The sequence below is a fragment of the Pseudomonas sp. SORGH_AS_0199 genome, from assembly GCF_031453735.1.
Lineage (GTDB): Bacteria > Pseudomonadota > Gammaproteobacteria > Pseudomonadales > Pseudomonadaceae > Chryseomonas > Chryseomonas aestiva.
Map to the genome: position 1 here is coordinate 615,566 of NZ_JAVJAE010000001.1, position 21,248 is coordinate 636,813.

Sequence of the window (21,248 nt, forward strand, 5' to 3'; positions counted from 1 at the left end):
TTTTGTGGATAGTTTTCCTCAGCCGCTTTTGATTAACGCCGAAAATATCCGTAAAGGGGCCGTGCCATGCGGCATAGAGACACAGGATATAAAGGACGTTCCTGTGGATAAGCCTGGGAATAAGCTTTTCGGTACTTGTGGATGACGGTCAATCCGCGCTAGCAGCCCAAAATTCGGATGCGCGAAAAACTTGGCACAGCCTGTGGATAAGTCTGTGGGAAAAGGGAGGACAAGAGGTGGAAAGAGCCAGGCCTTGCGGCCTGGCGCTCAGGCTACGCAGCGCTCGGCCGGGTCGGCATCGGGCTTGGGCGCCAGGGCCTGCTCGATGAAGGCGAAGCAGCGATTATTGAGATCGACGATGGCGCGGGGATCCTGGCCCTGGGGATGGAGCAGCGGGCCGATGCTGACCTTGATGGTCCCCGGCGACTTGATCCAGGAGCGATTGGGCCAGTAGGCGCCGGCATCGTGGGCGATGGGCAGGATAGGCACGTTGAGGCTGCAGGCCAGGGCGGCGCCACCGCGGGAGAACTTGCCCATCTGACCGTAATCGATGCGGGTGCCCTGGGGAAAGATCAGTACCCAGCAGCCCTGGGCAAGATAACGGCCGCCCTGCTCGGTCAGCTGCTGCAGGGCCAGTTTGCCGTTGTCACGGTCGATGGCGATGGGCTTGAGCAGCGAGAAGGCCCAGCCAAAGAAGGGGATCCTGAGCAATTCGCGCTTGATCACCTGGGAGGTGGGCTCGAACTGGGCGGACAGGAAGAAGGTTTCCCAGGTGCTCTGGTGGTTGGCCACGATCACGCAGGGCTGCGCCGGGACGTTTTCCAGGCCGTCGATCTCGTAGCGGATGCCGCAGATGACCTTGGCCAGCCAGACGGCGAAACCGGTCCAGGCCTTGACCACCAGCCGATAGCGGGCGCGATAGGCCAGGAAAGGCGCGATCAGCAGGCTGACGCAGGACCAGAGGATGCCGCTGGTCCCCAGCAGCACATAGAACAACAGGGTACGCAAGAGCCGCATCAGGGCGCTTCCTCGAGCAGATGATCAGCCACCGCCGCCAGGTCGGCGAAGACCCGGGTACCGGGTGGCAAAGGCTTGGCCAGGGTGCGCTCGCCCTTGCCGGTACGCACCAGGTAGGGCGTGCAGCCAAGGGCCGCGCCGGCTTCCAGATCGCGCAGGCTGTCGCCCACCACCGGGACGCCGCCCAGGTCGACACGCCCATAGTGGTGGGCGATGGCGCGAAACAGGCCGGGCAGCGGCTTGCGGCAGTCGCAGCCGGCTTCCGGGCCATGGGGGCAGTGGAGGATCAGGTCGACCCGACCGCCCTCCTCCGCCAGCAGCCGCTGCAGTTTCTCGTGCATGGCCGCGAGGTCGTCTTCCGTGAAGTAACCGCGCGCCAGGCCGGACTGGTTGGTGGCCACGGCCACCTGCCAACCGGCCCGGTTCAGCCGGGCGATGGCCGCCAGGCTACCGGGCAGCGGTTGCCACTGCGCGGCGCTGCGTACGTAGTCATCGGAATCGACATTGATGACGCCGTCGCGGTCCAGCACGATCAGTTTCATGCCCTAGCCCAGCACCGAGATGTCGGCGATGCCGAGGAACAGGCCACGCAGGTGAGCGAGCAGCGCATAGCGATTGGCGCGGACACGCTCGTCCTCGGCGTTGACCAGCACCTCGTCGAAGAAGGCATCCACCGGCGCGCGCAGACTGGCCAGGCGCTCCAGGGCTGCGCCATAGCGACGGGCTTCGGCCAGGGGCGCGGCATCCCGCTCGGCCTCGGCGATGGCGGCGGCCAGGGTGCGTTCGGCGTCGGTCTCGAACAGGGCGGCATCGGCCTGGGCCGCGACCTGGCCTTCGAACTTGCCCAGCAGGTTGGAGACGCGCTTGTTGGCGGCGGCCAGGGCCTCGGCCTCGGGCAGACGACGGAAGGCCTGCACGGCCTGGACGCGCTGGTCGAAGTCTAGCGCCGAGGCCGGACGGAGGGCGCGTACCGCCAGGTAGGCCGCGGTGTCGACGCCTTCGTCCTCGTAGCGGGCGCGCAAACGGTCGAAGACGAAGTCCAGCACCTGCTCCTGCAGGCCGGCAGCCTTGACCCGCTCGCCATAGCCGGCGATGGCGAAGGCGACGGCGGCTGGCAGATCCAGCTCCAGTCCCTTCTCGATGAGGATGCGCAGCACGCCCAGGGCCTGACGGCGCAGGGCGAAGGGATCCTTGCTGCCGGTGGGCAGCATGCCGATACCGAAGATGCCGACCAGGGTGTCGAGCTTGTCGGCCAGGGCCACGGCGGCGCCGGTCAGGGTCTGCGGCAGTTCGGCGCCAGCACCGCGCGGCATGTACTGCTCGTTGAGCGCCAGGGCCACGTCTTCGGCCTCGCCGCCTTTCCTGGCGTAGTAGTAGCCGGCGATGCCCTGCATCTCGGGGAATTCGCCGACCATCTCGGTGGCCAGGTCGCACTTGGCGAGCACACCGGCACGGTGGGCGCGCTCGGCATCACCGCCGATACGCTCGGCGATAAAGGCGGCCAGGGCGGCGACGCGCTGGGCCTTGTCGTAGACGGTGCCGAGCTGGGCCTGGAAGACCACGTTCTTGAGGCGCTCGTTGAAGCTTTCCAGCGGCTGCTTCTGGTCCTGCTTGAAGAAGAACTCGGCGTCGGTGAGACGGGGGCGGACCACCTTCTCGTTGCCGCTGACGATCTGCGCGGGATCCTTGCTCTCCAGGTTGGCCACGGTGATGAAACGTGGCAAGAGCTTGCCCTGGGCATCCAGCAGGCAGAAGTACTTCTGGTTGTCCTGCATGGTGGTGATCAGGGCTTCCTGGGGCACCTCGAGGAAACGTTCCTCGAAGGCGCAGACCAGCGGCACCGGCCATTCCACCAGGGCGGTCACCTCGTCCAGCAGCGCGGGCGGCACCACGGCGCTGCCCTGCTCCGCCGCGGCCAGCTCGGCTACGCGGGATTCGATGAGCTGGCGGCGCTCGGCGAAGTCGGCCAGCACATGGGCGGCGCGCAGGTCGGCGGCGTAGTGGGCCGGGGCGCTGATGCGCACGGCGTCGGGATGGTGGAAGCGATGGCCGCGGGACTCACGGCCGGCACGGCGGGTGAGGATCTCGCAGTCGATGACCTCGTCACCCAGCAGCATCACCAGCCACTGGGTGGGACGGACGAATTCCTCGCGGCGGGCGGCCCAGCGCATGCGCTTGGGAATCGGCAGCTCGGCCAGGGAGGCTTCGACGATGCCGGGCAGCAGGCTGGCCGCCGGCTGCCCAGGAATGCTCTGGGAGAATCTCAGCTTGGGGCCGCTGCGATCGATGGCACTGATGTCGACGCCACACTTGCGGGCGAAGCCCAGGGCCGCCTGGGTGGGCTGGCCATCGGCGCCAAAGGCGGCCTGGAGCGGCGGGCCGTCCAGATTGACGCTCCGCTCGGGCTGCTGGGTCTGCAGGGCTTCGACCAGCACAGCCAGGCGGCGCGGCGCGGCATAGGCGCGGGCGCTGGCATAGCCGAGACCGGCCTGCTTGAGGCCCTTCTCGATGCCGGCGAGAAAGCTGTCGCCCAGGGTCTTGAGCGCCTTGGGTGGCAGTTCTTCGGTACCCAGTTCGACCAGGAAATCCAGAGTGGTGCTCATCATTCGCCCTCCTTGAGCAGCGCCTGGACATCGTCGCGACCCAGGACCTCGTCACGCAGCGCGGGGCTGGCCAGCGGGAAGCCCAGCCGGGCACGGGCCTTGAAGTAGCCCTGGGCGACGCTGCGCGCCAGGGTGCGCACGCGCAGGATGTAACGCTGGCGCTCGGTCACCGAGATGGCGCGGCGGGCGTCCAGCAGGTTGAAGGTGTGGGAGGCCTTGAGCACCATCTCGTAGGTGGGCAGCGGCAGGTCCAGGGCGATCAGGCGATTGGCCTCGGACTCGTAGAAGTCGAACAGTTCGAACAGCTTGGGCACATTGGCGTGCTCGAAGTTGTAGGTGCTCTGCTCCACTTCGTTCTGGTGGAAGACGTCGCCGTAGGTCACGGTGCCGAAGGGGCCGTCGGCCCAGATCAGGTCATAGACCGAATCCACACCCTGCAGGTACATGGCCAGGCGCTCCAGGCCATAGGTGATCTCGCCGGTCACCGGATAGCACTCGATACCGCCCGCCTGCTGGAAGTAGGTGAACTGGGTGACTTCCATGCCGTTGAGCCAGACTTCCCAGCCCAGACCCCAGGCGCCCAGGGTGGGCGATTCCCAGTTGTCCTCGACGAAGCGCACGTCGTGCACCAGCGGATCCAGGCCGATGGCGGCCAGGGAACCAAGGTAGAGCTCCTGGAAGTTGTCCGGGTTGGGCTTGAGGACCACCTGGAACTGGTAGTAGTGCTGCAGGCGGTTGGGGTTCTCGCCATAGCGGCCATCGGTGGGACGGCGGCTGGGCTGCACATAGGCGGCGTTCCAGGTCTCGGGACCGATGGCGCGCAAGGAAGGTGGCGGTGTGGAAGGTACCGGCGCCGACTTCCATGTCATAGGGCTGGAGTACCACGCAGCCCTGCTCGGCCCAGTATTGCTGCAAGGCCAGGATCAAGTCTTGGAAGGTGCGCACGGTGGGCTTGGACTGGCTCACGAAAGATACCCGTTCGGCTGCGACGAAAAGCCGGGGAGTATAGCTGAAAGCCGGGGGTGGCCGCATTGGCGGATTAGGGCTGCCTGGCGGTATTGGGCAGAGATGACCGGCTGCGCGCTTTATCGCGGCCATGGGCCGCTCCTACAGGTACGGGTTGGCCTGTAGGAGCGGCCCATGGCCGCGATATAGGTAGCTGCTGCTACGGTAGCAGCGCCTGCAGTCTGTTAGAAACGTGCGTTCAGCGCATTCGCCGTGCTACCCATTCCAGAGGCCGTTATGACTCGCCTCCGCTGGCGCTCAATTGCGCTAAGGTGACGTCTCCCCTCGCCGTCCGAGCCTTCGCCATGCCGCGTTGTTTCTGGTGCACCGCCGATCCGCTGTACATCGAGTATCACGACCATGAATGGGGCGTGCCCCAGCGCGATCCGGCGGTGCTCTTCGAATTCCTCCTGCTGGAAGGCTTCCAGGCCGGACTGTCGTGGATCACCGTGCTGAAGAAGCGCGAGCGCTATCGCCAGGTGCTGCATGGCTTCGATCCCGCGCGCCTGGCGCAGCTGAGCGATGCCGAGATCGCCGTGCTGATGCAGGACCCGGGCATCATCCGCAATGGCGCCAAGTTGCGCGCCGCTCGTCAGAATGCCCAGGCCTGGCTGAGACTCGAAGACCCTTCCGGCTGGCTGTGGTCCTTTGTCGGTGGCGCGCCCAGGATCAATCGCTTTCGCGATCGCCAGGAGGTGCCGGCGATCACCCCGGAAGCCGAGGCCATGAGCAAGGCGCTCAAGCGGGCCGGTTTCACCTTTGTTGGTCCGACCATCTGCTACGCCTTCATGCAGGCCATGGGTCTGGTGATGGACCATACCCTCGATTGCGACCGCCATGCCGAATTGGCGTCCTCGTCGGCAAAACTGCAGGAAAAGTCGAATGTATAGGCGTCAGTTGGCGCGAACCTTACGCTTTCTTAACGTTTCCGGGACTTGTAGACGCTAAACTGTCGGCGCATTCAGACAGGAGTCCCTCTTTTGGAAAGATTCAAAGGCGCGCTGATGATCGCCTTCCTGCGCCTTTTCGCCCTGCTGCCCTGGCCATTGGTCCAGCGCCTGGGTGGATTCATCGGCTGGTGCATGTGGAAGCTGCCGACCCGCGCCAGCAAGGTTACCCGCATCAACCTCGCCCACTGTTTCCCCGAACTCGATGCCGCCGGCCTGGAGCGGCTGTCGCGCGAGTGCCTGCGCGGCATCGGCAAGACCCTGACCGAGAGCGCCTGCGCCTGGATCTGGTCGCCCCAGCGTTCCCTGCGCCTGGTGCGCGAGGTGGAAGGCATGGACGTCCTGCAGGAAGCCCTGGCGTCCGGCGATGGCGTGGTGGGCATCACCAGCCACCTGGGCAACTGGGAGTTGCTCAACCACTTCTATTGCTCCCATGCCAAGCCGATCATCTTCTATCGGCCGCCCAAGCTGAAGGCGGTGGACGACCTGCTCAAGCGCCAGCGGGTCCAGCTGGGCAACCGCGTGGCGCCCTCCACCCCGGAAGGCATCATCAGCGTGATCAAGGAAGTCCGACGCGGCGGCGCTGTGGGGATTCCGGCCGATCCCGAGCCGAGTCGCAGCGCCGGCCTCTTCGTGCCCTTCCTCGGCACCACCGCCCTGACCAGCAAGTTCGTGCCCTCGCTGCTGGCGCGCGGCAAGGCCCGCGGGGTGTTCTTCCATGCCGTGCGCCTGGCAGACGGCAGCGGCTACAAGGTGATCCTGGAGGCCGCGCCGCCGGCCATGTACGACCCGGACCCGGAAGTCTCGGTGGCCGCCATGAGCGAGGTGCTGGCCGGCTACGTACGGCGTTATCCGACCCAGTACATGTGGAGCATGAAGAGGTTCAAGAATCGCCCGGATGGCGAGGAGAAGTGGTACTGAGGTCTTTCGCCCGGGTCCTGCCCAGGCGCTGAGGGGCAGGCGGTGGTCCTACGACCTATCGCTCGGCGCTTCGCCAGGACCGTTCGGTCGGCGCGCGGCTGACAGCCGCTGGGCTTTGCCGGAAGCTGACCGGACCTCTAGGGAACGCCCAAGCCAGGGAGTCAGGCGATGAATTCGCGCGATCAGCGCCAACATACCCGTACCCCACTCAAGTGCCGGCTGTGGATCGCCTATCCGGATGGCGAGATCGTCGGTGAGACCCGCGACCTGTCCGATGGTGGCGTCTATGTGGTGCATCCCGAGTTGACCCGGCTACCGCAGGGCACCCGCGTGGTCGGCCAGGTACTCGACCTGCCGATCGAGGCGCCCAAGGTGACCATGGAAGTCATGCGCACCGACGCCGACGGCGCGGGCCTCAGGTTCCTGCGCGATCAGGACTGAGCGCGGCGCGCCAGGCGCTTGAGAAACACCGTCATTTCCTTTTCCGCCTGCTTGTCGCCCTTGGCCTGCGCCGCCTGCAGGCCCTGGGTCCAGGCCGCCTCGGCGCTGGCCAGATCGCCGCTCCCCTCATGGGCCTTGCCCAGCAGCTTCCAGGCCGCCGAATAGGCCGGATCGAATTCGACGCAGCGCGCCAGGTGCTCGATCGCCCGCGCCGGCTCCCCGGCATCCAGATAGCCCTTGCCCAGACCGAACCTGAGCAGGGCGTTGTCCTGGCCGCGAGCGAGCATCTTCTCCAGGGATTCGAGCATGGCGGGATTCCTACTTGGCGATCTTGATCAGTTTGCAGTAATAGAAGCCGTCGTGGCCGTCGGGCTGCGGCAGGAGCTGGCGGCCATGGGGCTGGGCGAGGCCCCAGGGGGCGAGGATATCCAGTTCGCGGGCGCCCGGGGTGCGGGCGAGAAAGGCGGCGAGGTTGTCGCTGTTTTCTTCCGGTAGCACCGAACAGGTGGCATAGACCAGGATGCCGCCCACCTCCAGCGTCGGCCAGAGGGCGTCCAGCAGTTCGCCCTGCAGCTGCACCAGGGGCGCGATGTCGCTGGCCTGGCGGGTCAGCTTGATGTCCGGATGGCGGCGGATCACCCCGGTGGCGCTGCAGGGGGCGTCCAGCAGGATGCGCTGGAAGGGCGTGCCGTCCCACCAGTCGGCCACGGCGCGGCCGTCGGCGGCCAGGGTGCGGGCGGTAAGGCCCAAACGGGCCAGATTCTGCTCGACCCGCTGCAGACGGCCGGCATCGGCGTCCAGCGCCACCACCTCGGCCAGCCCCGGTTCGCGTTCCAGCAGGTGGCAGGTCTTGCCACCGGGCGCGGCACAGGCGTCCAGCACCCGCTGGCCAGGCGCCAGTTCCAGAAGTTCGGCGGCCAGCTGGGCGGCTTCGTCCTGCACGCTGAGACGCCCCGTGGCAAAGCCCGGCAGGGCGGTGACGTCCTGGGGCTGCAGCAGGCGGATGCCGTCGGCGCTGAAGGCGCAGGGCACGGCCTCGATGCCGGCGGCGGCCAGATCGGCCAGATAGCTGTCGCGACTGCCCTGACGGCGATTAACCCTGAGAATCAGTGGCGGATGCAGGTTGTTGGCCGTGGAGACGGCTTCCCACTGCTCCGGCCAGCGTGCCTTGAGCGTCTTCTGCAGCCAGCGTGGATGGGCCAGGCGCGCGGCCGGATCATGCTCCAGGCCTGGCAGCAGGCTGTCGTATTCACGCTGGGCGCGGCGCAGCACGGCGTTGAGCAGACCCTTGGCCGAGGATTTCTTCAGTTTGTCGACGCAGCCTACCGTCTCGCCGATGGCGGCATGGGCCGGGATGCGGGTATGGAACAGCTGGTAGAGCCCGATCAGCAGCAGGGCTTCGAGATCGCGGTCGCCGGCCTTGAAGGGTTTTTCCATGAGCTTTTCCGCCAGCAGCGACAGGCGCGGCTGCCAGCGGGCGGTGCCGAAGGCCAGATCCTGGGCCAGGGCGCGGTCACGCGGATCGACCTTGGCCAGTTGCTCGGGCAGGCTGCTGCCCAGGGAGGCACGTCCGGCAAGGACCGCCGCCAGGGCGCGGGTAGCCGCCAGTCGCGGATTCATAGACCCAGCACCTGACCGGGGGCGAAGCGCTCGCGACGGGCGTTATAGAGATCGGCGAAGCCCAGTGGCTTGCCACCGGGCAGCTGCAGGCGGGTCAGGCGCAGGGCACCCTCGCCACAGGCGACCAGCAGGCCGGAGCGATCGGCATCCAGCACCATGCCCGCCACACCCTGCCCTTCGGCCAGTTCCGCGGCCCAGACCTTGAGTGGCTCGCCGGCCAGGGCGGTGTGGCACAGCGGCCAGGGATCGAAGGCGCGGATACGGCGCTCCAGTTCCGCCGCCGGACGACCCCAGTCCAGCCGGGCCTCGTCCTTGTTGAGCTTGTGGGCGTAGGTGGCCAGGTTGTCGTCCTGCGCCTCACCCGGCAGACTCCCGTCGGCCAGACCCGGCAGGGCCTGGACCACGGCAGCGGCGCCCAGGGCGGCCAGGCGATCGTGCAGGCTGCCTCCGGTGTCCGTGGCGGTCAGCGGCGTGGTCACCTTGCTCAGCATGGGGCCGGTATCCAGACCGGCTTCCATGCGCATCACGGTGACCCCGGACTCGGCATCGCCGGCCTCCAGGGCGCGTTGGATGGGCGCGGCGCCGCGCCAGCGCGGCAGCAGCGAGGCATGGCTGTTGATGCAGCCCAGACGGGGGATGTCGAGCACCGCCTGGGGCAGGATCAGGCCGTAGGCCACCACCACCAGCAGATCGGGTTCCAGCGCCGCCAGGGTGGCCTGGGCGGCGGGATCGCGCAGGGTCGGCGGCTGCTGCACGGGGATGCCGTGGCTCAGCGCCAGCTGCTTGACCGGACTCATGGCCAGTTTCTGGCCACGCCCGGCGGGGCGATCCGGCTGGGTGTAGACGGCGGCGATGGGATAACCGGCGTCGATCAGCGCCTGCAGGTGCACGGCGGCGAATTCCGGGGTTCCGGCGAAGACGAGGCGAAGGGATCTGGACATGGCGGACCTGGCGGAAAGGGCGAGCGGCGGACGCCGATGACGCCGTCCGCCAGGGCGATCAGGCCTTGTGGCGCTGCTGCTTTTCGAGCTTCTTCTTGATGCGATCGCGCTTGAGCGGCGACAGATAGTCGACGAACAGCTTGCCGTCGAGGTGATCGATCTCGTGCTGGATGCACACCGCCAGCAGGCCGTCGCATTCCAGCTCGAACGCCTTGCCGTCGCGGTCCAGGGCCTTGACCCGGACGCGCTCGGGGCGGCAGACCTTTTCGTAGAAACCGGGGATCGACAGGCAGCCTTCCTGGTACTCGCCCAATTCCTGGGTGAGCGGCTCGGCCTCGGGATTGATGAAGACCAAGGGTTCGCTCTTGTCTTCGCTGACGTCGATCACCACCAGGCGACGATGGACGTTGACCTGGGTGGCTGCCAGACCGATGCCGGGCGCTTCGTACATGGTCTCGAACATGTCTTCGATGGTCTGGCGCAGGGCGTCGTCCACCGTGTCGATGGGCTTGGCGACGGTGCGCAGGCGGGGATCGGGGAATTCGAGGATGTCTAGGATCGCCATGGCGTTGAGGGCACTTGTGGAATACAGTCAAGGGGCGCTGCTAAGATGCCGCAGCGTTGTTTCCACCCGGCTCGGGCTGGTCCCGAACGGTGGATGACGTCGGTCGACGGGGATGAGCGCCTGCGCCGCCCGGTGCCGACAGAGGTGGCGATCAGGGCACGACTGGGGCGATTCCCCGACGTTTGCGTGAAGACGGTTCTTCAAAGCTAAGTGTAAAGGGATTCGACGCATGAGGAAATCTTTGTTCGCCCTGCTGCTGGTTGCAGGGGGCGCCCTGCAGTCGGCGTACGCAGCGGTCACCCTGCGTCAGGATCACCCGGAAAGCTATACCGTGGTCCGCGGCGATACCCTCTGGGACATCTCCGCCAGATTCCTCAGCAAACCCTGGGAATGGCCGGAGATCTGGCAGGCCAATCCGCAGATCAAGAATCCCCACCTCATCTATCCCGGCGATACCCTGGTGCTGAGCTATGTCGACGGCCAGCCGCGCCTGCAGCTCAACCGCGGCGCCTCGCGCGGCACGGTCAAGCTGTCACCCACGGTGCGCAGCACGCCCATCGCCGAAGCCATCCCGGCCATTCCGCTGGAAGCGGTCAACAGTTTCCTGCTGCAGAATCGCGCCATCGATTCGGCCGAACAATTCCAGGCGGCGCCCTATGTGGTGGCCGGCAACGCCGAGCGCGTGGTGAGCGGCGCTGGCGATCGCATCTATGTGCGCGGCAAGCTGCAACCGGGCGTCTCGGCCTATGGCATCTATCGCCAGGGCAAGACCTATGTCGATCCCAAGACCGGTGCCTTCCTCGGCATCAACGGCGACTTCATCGGCAGCGCCGATCTGGTTACCCAGGAAGGGGACATCGCCACCCTGCGGCTGACCCGGACCACCCAGGAGGTCCGCCTGGGCGACCGGCTGTTCCCCACCGAGGAGCGGCTGGTGAATTCCACCTTCATGCCCAGCGCGCCGGCGCGTGACATCAGCGGCCTGATCCTCGACGTGCCCCGTGGCGTCACCCAGGTCGGCCAGTTCGATGTGGTGACCCTGAACAAGGGCACCCGCGATGGCCTGACCGAAGGCAATGTGCTGGCGGTCAACAAGACCGGCGAGACGGTGCGCGATCGCATCACCGGCGAGCTGGTGAAGATCCCCGACGAGCGCGCCGGCCTGCTGATGGTGTTTCGCACCTACGACAAGATCAGCTACGGCCTGATCCTGACCGCCACCCGCCAGCTGGAAATCATGGACAAGGTGCGCAACCCCTAACCCCTCCCGGGTCGCCAGGACGGCGACCGGCCACCCCTCAAGGATGACACCATGGCCAGCTTCTCCCCTGCCGAGCTGGACGCCCGGCTTCGCCTGCATGCCCTGCCGGAACTCGGCGCGGTGCGCCAGCGCCTGCTGCTGGATGCCTTTGGCAGCGCCGCTGCCGCCCTCAGTGCCCCCGCCTCGGCCTGGCGCGCCCTGCGCCTGCCGGCGGTGGCCGCGGATGCCCGTCGCAGCCCGGCGACCCGCGAGCGGGTCGATCAGGCGCTGGCCTGGCTGGACGGCTCCGAACGCCACCTGCTCTGCCTGGGTGACGAGCGCTATCCGGCGTTGCTGGCCGAGATCGCCGATCCACCCCCGCTGCTGTTCGTCGAAGGACAGGTCGCGTTGCTCGAACGGCCGCAACTGGCCCTGGTCGGCAGTCGCCAGGCCAGTGCCCAGGGGCTGGACAATGCCCGGCGTTTCGCCCACAGCCTGGCCGCGGCCGGCTTCTGCATCACCAGTGGCCTGGCGCTGGGCATCGATGGCGCGGCGCATCAGGGCGCCCTGGAGGCCGGCGGCGGCACGGTCGCCGTGCTGGGTACCGACTTGCGGCAGCTCTATCCGCGCCGGCACCTGGGTCTTGCCCGGCGCCTGCTGGCCGAGGGTGGCGCGCTGGTTTCGGAGTTGCCGCTGGACTGCACGCCCCAGGCGGCCAACTTCCCGCGGCGCAATCGGATCATCAGCGGTCTCAGCCTGGGTACCCTGGTGGTGGAGGCCAGCCCCTCCAGCGGTTCGCTGATCACCGCGCGGCTGGCTGCCGAGCAGGGCCGCGAAGTGTTCGCCCTGCCCGGCTCCATCCATCATCCCGGCGCCCGCGGCTGTCATCAGCTGATCCGCGAGGGCGCGCAACTGGTGGAGAGCGTGGAACACATCCTCGACGCCCTGCAGGGCTGGCGCAGCCTGGCCCCGCTCGCCGCGGCCGCGGCAGTGGAGGATCATCCCCTGCTGCGCCACCTGACCGCCGGACCGCTCAACAGTGAAGAGCTGGCGCGGCTCTGCGGCCTGTCGCTGCCGGAGGTCCTGGTCCAGCTGACCGAGCTGGAGCTGAAAGGCCGGGTGGTGGCGCAGCAGGGCAGCTGGAGTCGTCTCGGCTAGCGGCGGATGACTGGCATCGGCAGCGCGCTCGGGTAGACTTCAGGGATTTGGCGGAGGCTAGGCGATGCATAACAGCTGGCGAGTGCGGCAGGCGGCGCGAATCGTGCGCGAGGGGGGCGTCCTGGCCTACCCCACCGAGGCCGTCTGGGGCCTGGGCTGCGATCCCTGGGATCAGGCCGCGGTCTATCGCCTGCTGATGCTCAAGCGGCGGCCGATGGAAAAGGGTCTGATCCTGGTGGCCGACAACATCCGCCAGTTCGACTTCCTGCTCCACGATCTGCCCGAGGCCTCCCTGGCCAAGCTGGCCAGCACCTGGCCAGGACCCAACACCTGGCTGGTGCCGCACCACAATCGCCTGCCCGGCTGGGTGACCGGCGCCCACGCCACCGTGGCGTTGCGGGTCTCCGAGCATCCCCTGGTGGGCGAACTCTGCGCCCTGACCGGGCCGCTGATCTCCACTTCGGCCAATCCCGCCGGCCGCCCGGCCGCGCGCACCCGGCTGCGGGTCCAGCAGTACTTTCCCGATAACCTGGACGGCATCCTCATGGGCGAACTGGGCGGGCGCAAGAATCCCAGCGTGATTCGCGACCTGGTGACCGGCAAGGTTTTCCGGCCCTAGGCCCTAGGTCAATCGAGCAGCTGGCGCAACAGCCGCGCCAGTGCATCGATCTGGAACGGCTTGGCCAGCGAGAGCTCGCCATTCGGGGTCGGCCGCTCGGCGTGACCACTGACGAACAGCACCGGCAGCTCCGGCCAGCGCTCGCGCAGACGCCCTGCCAGCTCGGCACCGTCGAGATCCGGCAGGCCGAGATCGGTGATCAGCAGGTCACAGGGCAGATCGCCGTCGACCAGGGTGAGCGCCGCCGAGGCACTGGCGGCGGTGCGCACGCGATAGCCCAGCTCGGTGAGCATCTCGCGTAGCAGCAGTCGCACCGAAACATCGTCTTCCACCAGCAGCAGGCGTTCGCCCCGACTCTGGGCGATGGCCGCCTGGGGCGTGTCGCTCGCCGCCGGCCGCTCGGGTGGGGCGCAAGGCAGCCAGAGGCTGACGCGGGTGCCACTGCCCATTTCGCTCTCCAGGGTCACATGGCCACCCGACTGCTTGATGAAGCCATAGAGCATCGACAGACCCAGGCCGGTGCCCTGGCCAATGGGTTTGGTGGTGAAGAAGGGATCGAAGGCGCGATCCACCACCTCGGCCGGCATGCCGCTGCCGGTGTCGGCGATGGTCAGGCGCACATAATCGCCTGGCGGCAGGTCATGCTCGGCGGCCAGGTCGGTGAGGTGATCGACGGCGGTTTCGAGAGTCAGCTGGCCGCCCTCGGGCATGGCATCGCGAGCATTGATCACCAGATTCAGCAGGGCGTTCTCCAGCTGGTTGGTGTCGGTGCGCGCCGGTGGCAACTGCAGCGCGAGGCTGCTGCGCAGGCTGATGCGTTCGCCCAGGGTGCGCTGGAAGAGTTCTTCCAGGGACAGGATCAGGTCATTGACGTTTACCGGCCGTGGATCCAGCGTCTGCCGGCGGGCGAAGGCCAGCAGGCGATGGGTCAGGGCAGCGGCGCGGGTGGCGGATTGCTCGGCGGTGTCCAGGTAGCGCTGCAGGTTGTCGTGGCGCCCCTGATCCAGGCGGCGGCGCAGCAATTCCAGGGAGCCGCTGATGCCGGTGAGCAGGTTGTTGAAGTCATGGGCGATGCCGCCGGTGAGATGGCCGATGGCTTCCATCTTCTGCGCCTGGCGCAGCGCGGCCTCGGCGTTCTGCAGGGCCAGGGCGGCGTCGTGCTCGACGGTGACGTCGCGACCGAAGACATAGATGCGTCCGTCGTGATCGGCGGTGGCCTTCCACATCATGTGGCGCCAGTGACCGTCGCGGGTGCGCAGGCGCCCGGGCAGATCGCTGAGCACCTCGCCGTGGCGCAGGGCGGCCAGGCGCGGAAATACCGGCGGATCGTCCGGATGCTCCAGCGAGGTCGGCGGCTGATGACGCAATTCCTCGTCGTCCCAGCCCAGGGTCCGGCCCCAGGCGGGATTGCGGCTGAGCCAGCGTTGCCCCTGGATGACGCCGAGCAGGTCGTCGGCGACCCGCCACATGCGGTCACGCTCGACGGTGCGTTCGTGGACGCGCTGTTCCAGCAATTCGGCCAGGCGCCGCAGGCGGTGCTCGGCCATGCGGATCTCGCTGACGTCGGTGTGCACGCCCACCCATTCGCAGACCACGCCATTCTCCCGCACCGGCAGGGCGCGCACGCTGAAGGTGCGCCATTGACCATCGCGACAGCGCAAGCGGTGCTCGTCGTGGAAATCCACCTGCTGCTGCACCGCCAGGCGCCAGCGACGCAGGGTGCGGGGGGCATCCTCGGGATGCAGGGCATCGGCCCAGCCGTCCTGCTGATACTGCGCATAACTCTGCCCGGTCAGGGTGCTCCAGGCGAGTTGTTCGCCGAGCAGATGGCCCTGGGCGTTGCTGGTCCAGACCACTCCCTGCACTGCCTCCACGGCATTGCGGAAGCGCTGGTTGGACAGGTGCAGCGCGGCTTCGGCCTGCTTGCGCTGGGTGAGATCCACCACCACCAGACTCACCGACAGCGCCTGGCCGACTTCCGACTGCAGCGGTGAGCCGTGCAGGCTGACCCAGACCACCGTGCCGTCGGGGCGCAGGAAGCGCTGGTCCAGCTTGAAGCTGTCGCCCCGCTCGCGCAGGGTGTCGAGGTGGCGCTCCAGGATGGCCCGATCCTCGGGATGGGTCTGGGCCTGCAGGGTCTGCTCCAGCACCCCGACCTCGTTGCGATCGAGCATTTCGCAATAGCGACGATTGGCGAGCAGGATGCGCCCGCGGGCGTCGGTCTGGCAGATGCCGACCGCCGCCTGGTTGATCAGGCTGGCCAGGCGCGCGCTGTGTTCGCGCAGGGCGGTTTCCGCATCGACGCGCTGCTGGACGTCGTCGAACAGGGTGACCGAGGCGATCACCTCGCCGGTGGCGGAGCGGACCGGGGCGCTGGAGACCTCCAGCAGCCGGATGCTGCCGTCGGGTCGCCGATAGCGCATCAACTCGGGCGCCACCGCCTGGCCGCTGCGCAGCACCCGTACCGTGGGATAGTCGTCCACCGCATAGGGCTGGCCATTGGCGTGCAGGGCGCCGATGGCGCCATAGCGTTCGTCCAGCGTCTCGCCGGCCGGACGTCTGCCCAGCAGGGTATCGACGCGGTCGTTGAGCATCACCGCTTCTTCGCTGCCGGCCTCGGTGATGGAGATACCCAGGGGCGCCTGCTGCAGCACGCTGGCCAGCAGCCCCTGTTCCAGCGACAACCGCCGTTCGAGGTGGCGGACCTGGTCCTGGGTCTGCTGCCGCATGAGCAGGGCGCCCAGCAGCAGGGCCAATTGATCCAGCACCAGCCGGGTATCCGCCTCGACGGCGCCGCCCAGTTGCAGATAGCCCAAGGGCTGAGTGGCAGGACCGAAGGGGATGAGCAACTCACCCACCGGCGGACTGCCCGCCTCGGCCACGGACAGCAGCCGCGCCTGGGGATCGTCAGCCAGGTCCCGCAGGGCCTGGGTGGCGCACAGTCGCAAGGCGGCCAGATCCGTGGTGCCGCCGAGGCGCCGTGACCATTCGCCGAGCGCCTGCAGGCGTTGCGGCAGCTCCCGCTCGGCGCTGCGCCGAGCGGCGAAACGCGCACGGCTCGCTGGGGCCTGCCAGACATGCAGCAACCAGCCCACGGCGACATCGGCCCGGCGCAGCGGCACCAGATGCAGGTCGAGGCGTACCAGGTAACCGTCGCGGTGGCGCAGGCCCTGGGTCTGGCAGCGTTCGAGGGCGGTCAGCCAGCCGTCGGCCGGCGGCTCCGGGAGCAGCAGGCCGACGATGGATTCACCGAGCCAGTCCTGCGCCGTCCAGCCCAGCAGCCGGGCGACGTTCGGACACCACTGCCCGATCCGCCCTTCGGCGGTCAGGGTGATGAGCGCCGTGTCCGTGGCGGTGTCGAGCAGGCTGGCGAGGGGGCTGGAGATAGGCATGACGAGGGCAGCGATCCGGCCGATTCTGGAAAGAACGTCGAGGCCGAGGCGACCTGACTGTCCGAGATAGACCGGCGTTTACCCCCGTCGTGCCGCCTGGGTGCGGGAAACTTAATGGCCGTCACGATTTACCCGGCCAGGCATCCGGGTGCTTCGCCTCAGGGCAGCAGGATGGTCGAGCCGCTGGTCTCGCGACCCGACAGCGCCCGGTGCGCCTCCTGCACTTCGGCCAGTGGATAGCGTCGGCCGATGTCCACCTGGATGCGGCCATCGCTGATCAGCTCGAACAGCTGATCGGCCATGTCCTGCAGGGCTTCGGGGGAGGCGGCGTAGGTGGCCAGGGTCGGCCGGGTCACATAGAGCGAGCCCTTCTGCGAGAGAATGCCCAGATTGACCCCGGTGACCGCGCCGGAGGCGTTGCCGAAGCTGACCATGAGACCGCGTGGGGCCAGGCAGTCCAGCGACATCTCCCAGGTGTCCTTGCCGACGCCGTCGTAGACCACCGGCACCTTGGCGCCCTCGGTCAATTCACGGACCCGCGCCGGGACGTCTTCCTGGCGGTAGTCGATCACCGCCCAGGCACCCAGCGCCTTGGCCTTTTCCAGCTTTTCCGGGGAGCCGGCGGTGCCGATCAGACGCACGCCCAGAGCCTTGGCCCACTGGCAGGCCAGGGAGCCGACGCCCCCGGCCGCGGCATGGAACAGCACGGTGTCGCCGGCCTGCAGCGGATAGGTCTGGCGCAGCAGGTATTGCACGGTCAGCCCCTTGAGCATGACCGCGGCGCCCTGTTCGAAGGAGATCGCCTCCGGCAGGTGCACCAGATGCCGCTCGGGCAGCACATGGACCTCGGCATAGGCGCCCAGCGGCCCGGTGGCATAGGCCACGCGATCGCCGGCCTTGAAGCGGGTGACGGCGCTGCCGACCGCTTCCACCACCCCGGCACCCTCGGTGCCCAGGCCCGAGGGCAGCGCCGGCGGCGGATAGAGGCCGCTGCGGTAATAGGTCTCGATGAAGTTGAGGCCGATGGCGTGGTTGCGCACCTGCACCTCGTCGGGGCCGGGCGCGGCGGGTTCGAAATCCACAAGTTCGAGTACTTCGGGACCACCGGTGCGGCTGAACTGGATGCGCTGGGCCATGCTTGCGTGTCTCCTGGTTGGAGCCCTTGGCCGGGCTCTCTTGGGGTGAGCCTTCATCCAAGCCGCAACCGCGGGCCACGTCAACCGGTCGGATACGGGTGTTATGCTCTGCGCCCTCCCCGCCTGTTGTGGAAATCCTTGCGATGAATCCCTCCCTGGAGGCCGTCAAGGCCTATCTGCTCGATCTGCAGGAGCGCATCTGCGCCGCACTGGAAGCCGAGGATGGCAGCGCAGCTTTCGCCGAAGACGCCTGGACCCGGCCGACCGGCGGTGGTGGCCGCACCCGGGTGATTGCCGACGGCGCCCTGCTGGAAAAGGGCGGCGTGAACTTCTCCCATGTGCATGGCGACAGCCTGCCGCCCTCGGCCAGCGCCCATCGTCCGGAACTGGCCGGGCGCAGCTTCGAGGCCATGGGTGTCTCCCTGGTCATGCACCCGCGCAATCCCCATATCCCCACGGCTCACGCCAATGTGCGCTTCTTTCTCGCCGAGAAGCCCGGCGAGGCGCCGGTCTGGTGGTTCGGCGGCGGTCTCGACCTCACCCCCTACTACGGCAACGAGGCCGACTGCGTGCACTGGCACCAGGTCTGCCATGACGCCTGCGCGCCCTTCGGCGCCGACGTCTATCCGCGCTACAAGGCCTGGTGCGACCGCTATTTCCATCTCAAGCACCGGGGCGAGCCGCGCGGCATCGGCGGTCTGTTCTTCGACGACCTGAACGATTGGGACTTCGACACCTGCTTCGCCTTCCAGCGCGCCATCGGCGATGCCTTCGTCGACGCCTACCTGCCCATCGTCCAGCGCCGCCGCGACCAGCCCTACGGTCAGGCCGAGCGGGAATTCCAGGCCTATCGCCGCGGCCGCTACGTGGAATTCAACTTGGTCTATGACCGTGGCACCCTGTTCGGCCTGCAGTCCGGCGGGCGCACCGAGTCCATCCTCATGTCGCTGCCGCCCGAGGTGCGCTGGGGCTATGACTGGAAACCCGTGCCCGGCTCGCCGGAAGCGCGGCTGACCGATTTCTTTCTCACCGACCGCGACTGGCTCGCGCTCGCCCCGACGCCCGCAGGATAGAGCCCATGGATCGCTACGCCGTCTTCGGCAATCCCATCGCCCACAGCAAGTCGCCGCTGATCCACAGCCTGTTCGCCGACCAGACCGGGCAGCGCCTGCACTACGGGACGCTGCTGGCGCCGCTGGACGGCTTCAGCGAAAGCGCCCGCAGCTTTTTCCAGAGCGGCCTGGGCGCCAATGTCACGGTGCCCTTCAAGGAAGAGGCCTATCAGCTGTGCGATGAACTCACCCCGCGCGCGCGGCGGGCCGGGGCGGTCAACACCCTCAAGCGCCAGGCCAATGGTCGCCTGCTCGGCGACAACACCGACGGCGCCGGCCTGGTCCGGGATCTCACGGTCAACGCCGGTCTGCAGCTGGCCGGCCAGCGCGTCCTGGTGCTGGGCGCCGGCGGCGCCGTACGCGGCGTGCTGGAGCCGCTGCTGGCCTGCAACCCCGGACAACTGGTGCTGGCCAATCGCACCGAACTCAAGGCGGTGCAACTGGCGCGGGAGTTCGCCGAGCTGGGGACCATCGAGGTGGCCGCCTTCTCCACCCTGAGAGAGCCCTTCGACGTCATCATCAACGGCACCTCGGCCAGTCTCGGTGGCGGTCGCCCGCCCCTGTCGGAGGCGGTCATCGGCCCGCAGACGGTGACCTACGACATGATGTACGGCAAGGATCTCACCCCCTTCAACCGCTGGGCGCAGGACGAGGGTGCCTTCCACACCCTGGACGGCCTGGGCATGCTGGTGGAACAGGCCGCCGAGGCCTTCGAACTCTGGCGCGGCGTGCGTCCCGACAGCGCCCCGGTACTGGCGGAGTTGCGGCGGCAGCTGGGTTAATCCCGCGACGCTGTTGGGCTTCGCTGCGCTCAGCGCCAACCTACGGGAGCCTCGTCGTAGGTTGGGCTGAGGCGGTTCTATCGCCGAAGCCCAACGAGCAGGGGCACGAGGCCAGAGATACCGGCCACGCCTGGGCGACGCCGAAGCCGATTTCGACTACCAGGAACATTGCCAGCAAGGGACTGGCGCCCTGGTACAGCGCCCAGGCCTGCCAGAGGGCGAATAGGCCCCTGGCCACGGCGTCGTAGCGTCCCAGCAGCAGCGAAGGCCTGACCAGGCGCAGCACAGACCAGACGCACACCAGGGAGCCCAGCAGATTGCCCAGCAGCAGGGCTTCCGGCGGGAACTCCGCCAGGGGCGCCAGGCCCAGTGCCTGGCCGAGATCGTCGAGCTGCCGCAGCAGCCAGGCGAGACTCCAGGGGGTGGCGAAGGGCGCGGTAACCAGCAGATCATAGAGGGCGCTGGCACGGACCAGCCGCAGATAGGGCGCAAGCTTCCACATGGACGGACTTCCTTGAACGAGAGGAAGTCCAGTGTCGACCCTGGAGCTAGGTCCAGGGTCAAGGAGAACGGATGCGTATCGGCACCCTCGCCCAGGCCACCGGCCTGAGTCGCGACACCCTGAGATTCTACGAGCGCCAGGGGCTGCTCAAGGCGCGGCGGCGGGCCAACGGCTATCGTGACTATCCGCCTGAAGCCGTGGAATGGCTGGGCTACATCCGTACCGCCCAGCGACTGGGTTTCAGCCTGCAGGAAATCGCCGCCAACCTGGAGGACGTCGAGCGCGCTGCCGATCCCGATGCCTATTTGCAGGAACTGCTGCGCGACAAGCTCAGGGTCATCGAGGCGCGCATCGACGAATTGCAGGCGTTGCGTGGGGTGCTATATTCGCGCCTGGGTGAAGCCTGTCCGCTGCGGGGTTGGCAGATCGCGGCCGACGCGACCGCTCCTAGGGGCTGGGTCATAACAGCTGATCGCGATCGGGTCGGAGATGTGGAAGATGACCCCCCGCTCGGATAGCCCCGTCTTCCTTTGGGAGAGGGTTGTGGTGAGGGTGAGCCTCGCGCCACGAAGTCACCTGTGGAAAAGGCTGCGCCGTTTTCCACGCTACGGCGCTCGCTCTGCGGCTGAGGCGGCTTTGTCTCCGAAGCCAACGAATGCGGACGCCTAGGCACCCTCCTCCCCATAGCCTTCGGCCAGATGCTGGTCCTTGAGCTTCACGTAGTTGCCGGCGCTGTAGGTGAAGAAGGCGCGTTCCTTCTCCTCCAGCGGGCGGATCTGCTTGACCGGGCGGCCGACGTAGAGGTGGCCGCCTTCCAGCCGCTTGCCTGGCGGGACCAGACTGCCGGCGCCGATCACCACGTCGTCCTCCACCACCGCGCCGTCCATGACGATGCTGCCCATGCCCACCAGCACCCGGTCGCCAATCGTGCAGCCGTGCAGGGTCACCTGGTGGCCGACGGTGACGTCGTTGCCGATCAGCAAGGGATAGCCGTCCGGATTGAAGGGGCCGGCGTGGGTGATATGCAGCACGCTGCCGTCCTGGATGCTGGTGCGGGCGCCGATGCGGATGCGATGCATGTCGCCGCGGATCACTGTCAGCGGCCATATCGAGCTGTCTGCGCCGAGCTCGACATCACCGATTACCACCGCGGTGGCATCGACGAAGGCGCGTTCGCCCAGGTGCGGGGTCTTACCCTGGAAGGTCCTTATGGTCACGATAGATACCTTTTCTCGTCGGAAGGGTCT

Annotated in this window: 19 protein-coding genes and 4 pseudogenes; 9 read left to right on the forward strand and 14 right to left on the reverse strand. The window is 67.7% G+C overall.

All coding sequences use genetic code 11. The features are described 5' to 3' along the window. Positions 1-267: 267 nt before the first annotated feature. The 4 genes and pseudogenes from QE444_RS02950 to glyQ form a co-directional block, all read right to left on the reverse strand. On the reverse strand, positions 268-1,017 hold the full coding sequence (locus QE444_RS02950) for a 1-acyl-sn-glycerol-3-phosphate acyltransferase (protein WP_187980756.1): 750 nt from the start codon (positions 1,015-1,017) through the stop codon (positions 268-270). Further along, positions 1,017-1,559, reverse strand: a complete 543-nt coding sequence (gmhB, locus tag QE444_RS02955; protein ID WP_285386024.1) for a D-glycero-beta-D-manno-heptose 1,7-bisphosphate 7-phosphatase — start codon at positions 1,557-1,559, stop codon at positions 1,017-1,019. The genes QE444_RS02950 and gmhB overlap by 1 nt, the downstream gene beginning before the upstream one ends. Before the next feature lie 3 nt (positions 1,560-1,562). Continuing rightward, entirely contained in the window at positions 1,563-3,620 is a 2,058-nt protein-coding gene (glyS, locus tag QE444_RS02960; protein ID WP_273860977.1) for a glycine--tRNA ligase subunit beta, read from the reverse strand. Then, positions 3,620-4,586: pseudogene (gene glyQ, locus QE444_RS02965) on the reverse strand (glycine--tRNA ligase subunit alpha). The gene glyS and the pseudogene glyQ overlap by 1 nt, the downstream one beginning before the upstream one ends. Positions 4,587-4,930: 344 nt before the next feature. Between glyQ and QE444_RS02970 the strand changes: the two are divergent. From QE444_RS02970 to QE444_RS02980, 3 genes are all read left to right on the forward strand, one after another. Further along, on the forward strand, positions 4,931-5,515 hold the full coding sequence (locus QE444_RS02970; RefSeq protein ID WP_309737320.1) for a DNA-3-methyladenine glycosylase I: 585 nt from the start codon (positions 4,931-4,933) through the stop codon (positions 5,513-5,515). Between the two features lie 90 nt (positions 5,516-5,605). After that, on the forward strand, positions 5,606-6,493 hold the full coding sequence (locus QE444_RS02975) for a lysophospholipid acyltransferase (RefSeq protein WP_187980760.1): 888 nt from the start codon (positions 5,606-5,608) through the stop codon (positions 6,491-6,493). Between the two features lie 168 nt (positions 6,494-6,661). Beyond that, on the forward strand, positions 6,662-6,934 hold the full coding sequence (locus QE444_RS02980) for a PilZ domain-containing protein (RefSeq protein ID WP_017641486.1): 273 nt from the start codon (positions 6,662-6,664) through the stop codon (positions 6,932-6,934). On the opposite strand, the gene QE444_RS02985 is transcribed toward QE444_RS02980, so the two are convergent. The 4 genes from QE444_RS02985 to def are packed head-to-tail and all read right to left on the reverse strand — an operon-like array spanning position 6,925 to position 10,060. After that, on the reverse strand, positions 6,925-7,242 hold the full coding sequence (locus tag QE444_RS02985; protein WP_133860235.1) for a tetratricopeptide repeat protein: 318 nt from the start codon (positions 7,240-7,242) through the stop codon (positions 6,925-6,927). The genes QE444_RS02980 and QE444_RS02985 overlap by 10 nt on opposite strands. Before the next feature lie 10 nt (positions 7,243-7,252). After that, a complete protein-coding gene (gene rsmB / locus QE444_RS02990) occupies positions 7,253-8,554 on the reverse strand; it encodes a 16S rRNA (cytosine(967)-C(5))-methyltransferase RsmB (RefSeq protein ID WP_309737321.1) in 1,302 nt (433 codons plus the stop codon). Further along, a complete protein-coding gene (gene fmt / locus QE444_RS02995; protein ID WP_273860972.1) occupies positions 8,551-9,495 on the reverse strand; it encodes a methionyl-tRNA formyltransferase in 945 nt (314 codons plus the stop codon). Before fmt ends, rsmB begins: the two co-directional genes overlap by 4 nt. Positions 9,496-9,553: 58 nt before the next feature. Next, positions 9,554-10,060, reverse strand: a complete 507-nt coding sequence (gene def, locus QE444_RS03000; protein WP_273860971.1) for a peptide deformylase — start codon at positions 10,058-10,060, stop codon at positions 9,554-9,556. A gap of 229 nt (positions 10,061-10,289) precedes the next feature. Here def and QE444_RS03005 point away from each other — a divergent pair, with 229 nt between their 5' ends. The 3 genes from QE444_RS03005 to QE444_RS03015 all read left to right on the forward strand — a co-directional run bounded on the left by QE444_RS03005 (position 10,290) and on the right by QE444_RS03015 (position 13,077). After that, positions 10,290-11,321 (forward strand): LysM peptidoglycan-binding domain-containing protein, encoded by a 1,032-nt coding sequence (locus tag QE444_RS03005; RefSeq protein ID WP_187980767.1) that lies wholly within the window; start codon positions 10,290-10,292, stop codon positions 11,319-11,321. Positions 11,322-11,372: 51 nt separating this feature from the next. Further along, a complete protein-coding gene (gene dprA, locus QE444_RS03010; protein ID WP_309737322.1) occupies positions 11,373-12,458 on the forward strand; it encodes a DNA-processing protein DprA in 1,086 nt (361 codons plus the stop codon). A 64-nt stretch (positions 12,459-12,522) separates the two neighbouring features. Then, the gene (locus QE444_RS03015; protein WP_133860240.1) at positions 12,523-13,077 is read left to right on the forward strand and encodes an L-threonylcarbamoyladenylate synthase; all 555 of its coding nucleotides are present in this window, start codon (positions 12,523-12,525) and stop codon (positions 13,075-13,077) included. An 8-nt stretch (positions 13,078-13,085) separates the two neighbouring features. Here QE444_RS03015 and QE444_RS23475 read toward each other — a convergent pair whose 3' ends face one another. From QE444_RS23475 to QE444_RS03025, 4 genes and pseudogenes are all read right to left on the reverse strand, one after another. Then, a complete protein-coding gene (locus QE444_RS23475; RefSeq protein WP_405046455.1) occupies positions 13,086-13,526 on the reverse strand; it encodes a response regulator in 441 nt (146 codons plus the stop codon). A 21-nt stretch (positions 13,527-13,547) separates the two neighbouring features. Next, positions 13,548-13,787: pseudogene (locus QE444_RS23480) on the reverse strand (ATP-binding protein); the annotation flags it as partial. Positions 13,788-13,985: 198 nt separating this feature from the next. Continuing rightward, a pseudogene (locus QE444_RS03020) lies at positions 13,986-16,469 on the reverse strand (PAS domain S-box protein); the annotation flags it as partial. A gap of 158 nt (positions 16,470-16,627) precedes the next feature. Continuing rightward, positions 16,628-17,605, reverse strand: a complete 978-nt coding sequence (locus QE444_RS03025) for an NADPH:quinone reductase (protein ID WP_158891453.1) — start codon at positions 17,603-17,605, stop codon at positions 16,628-16,630. Between the two features lie 143 nt (positions 17,606-17,748). Between QE444_RS03025 and hemF the strand changes: the two genes are divergently transcribed. Together hemF and aroE are read left to right on the forward strand one after the other, a co-directional pair. Beyond that, the gene (gene hemF / locus QE444_RS03030) at positions 17,749-18,678 is read left to right on the forward strand and encodes an oxygen-dependent coproporphyrinogen oxidase (protein ID WP_187980769.1); all 930 of its coding nucleotides are present in this window, start codon (positions 17,749-17,751) and stop codon (positions 18,676-18,678) included. Between the two features lie 5 nt (positions 18,679-18,683). Continuing rightward, positions 18,684-19,499: a shikimate dehydrogenase gene (gene aroE / locus QE444_RS03035; protein WP_309737324.1), complete on the forward strand. Its 816-nt coding sequence runs from the start codon at positions 18,684-18,686 to the stop codon at positions 19,497-19,499. Between the two features lie 40 nt (positions 19,500-19,539). On the opposite strand, the gene QE444_RS03040 is transcribed toward aroE, so the two are convergent. Further along, complete coding sequence (locus QE444_RS03040; RefSeq protein ID WP_309737325.1) at positions 19,540-20,001, reverse strand: hypothetical protein; 462 nt, start codon at positions 19,999-20,001, stop codon at positions 19,540-19,542. 71 nt (positions 20,002-20,072) lie between these two features. On the opposite strand from QE444_RS03040, the pseudogene QE444_RS03045 reads away from it, so the two are divergent. Continuing rightward, positions 20,073-20,414, forward strand: a pseudogene (locus QE444_RS03045) (MerR family transcriptional regulator); the annotation flags it as partial. A 252-nt stretch (positions 20,415-20,666) separates the two neighbouring features. Here the strand turns inward: QE444_RS03045 and QE444_RS03050 are convergent. Then, entirely contained in the window at positions 20,667-21,218 is a 552-nt protein-coding gene (locus QE444_RS03050; protein WP_280310075.1) for a gamma carbonic anhydrase family protein, read from the reverse strand. Positions 21,219-21,248: the final 30 nt, after the last annotated feature.

Bases quoted from the DNA above. Each gene is read 5' to 3' on its own strand.
- dprA (WP_309737322.1), top strand. From the start codon at position 11,373: ATGGCCAGCTTCTCCCCTGCCGAGCTGGACGCCCGGCTTCGCCTGCAT.
- QE444_RS02950 (WP_187980756.1), bottom strand. From the start codon at position 1,017: ATGCGGCTCTTGCGTACCCTGTTGTTCTATGTGCTGCTGGGGACCAGC.
- def (WP_273860971.1), bottom strand. From the start codon at position 10,060: ATGGCGATCCTAGACATCCTCGAATTCCCCGATCCCCGCCTGCGCACC.
- hemF (WP_187980769.1), top strand. From the start codon at position 17,749: ATGAATCCCTCCCTGGAGGCCGTCAAGGCCTATCTGCTCGATCTGCAG.
- QE444_RS02985 (WP_133860235.1), bottom strand. From the start codon at position 7,242: ATGCTCGAATCCCTGGAGAAGATGCTCGCTCGCGGCCAGGACAACGCC.
- QE444_RS03025 (WP_158891453.1), bottom strand. From the start codon at position 17,605: ATGGCCCAGCGCATCCAGTTCAGCCGCACCGGTGGTCCCGAAGTACTC.
- QE444_RS03040 (WP_309737325.1), bottom strand. From the start codon at position 20,001: ATGTGGAAGCTTGCGCCCTATCTGCGGCTGGTCCGTGCCAGCGCCCTC.
- aroE (WP_309737324.1), top strand. From the start codon at position 18,684: ATGGATCGCTACGCCGTCTTCGGCAATCCCATCGCCCACAGCAAGTCG.
- QE444_RS02980 (WP_017641486.1), top strand. From the start codon at position 6,662: ATGAATTCGCGCGATCAGCGCCAACATACCCGTACCCCACTCAAGTGC.
- gmhB (WP_285386024.1), bottom strand. From the start codon at position 1,559: ATGAAACTGATCGTGCTGGACCGCGACGGCGTCATCAATGTCGATTCC.
- fmt (WP_273860972.1), bottom strand. From the start codon at position 9,495: ATGTCCAGATCCCTTCGCCTCGTCTTCGCCGGAACCCCGGAATTCGCC.
- QE444_RS03005 (WP_187980767.1), top strand. From the start codon at position 10,290: ATGAGGAAATCTTTGTTCGCCCTGCTGCTGGTTGCAGGGGGCGCCCTG.
- QE444_RS03015 (WP_133860240.1), top strand. From the start codon at position 12,523: ATGCATAACAGCTGGCGAGTGCGGCAGGCGGCGCGAATCGTGCGCGAG.
- QE444_RS23475 (WP_405046455.1), bottom strand. From the start codon at position 13,526: ATGGGCAGTGGCACCCGCGTCAGCCTCTGGCTGCCTTGCGCCCCACCC.
- rsmB (WP_309737321.1), bottom strand. From the start codon at position 8,554: ATGAATCCGCGACTGGCGGCTACCCGCGCCCTGGCGGCGGTCCTTGCC.
- glyS (WP_273860977.1), bottom strand. From the start codon at position 3,620: ATGAGCACCACTCTGGATTTCCTGGTCGAACTGGGTACCGAAGAACTG.
- QE444_RS02970 (WP_309737320.1), top strand. From the start codon at position 4,931: ATGCCGCGTTGTTTCTGGTGCACCGCCGATCCGCTGTACATCGAGTAT.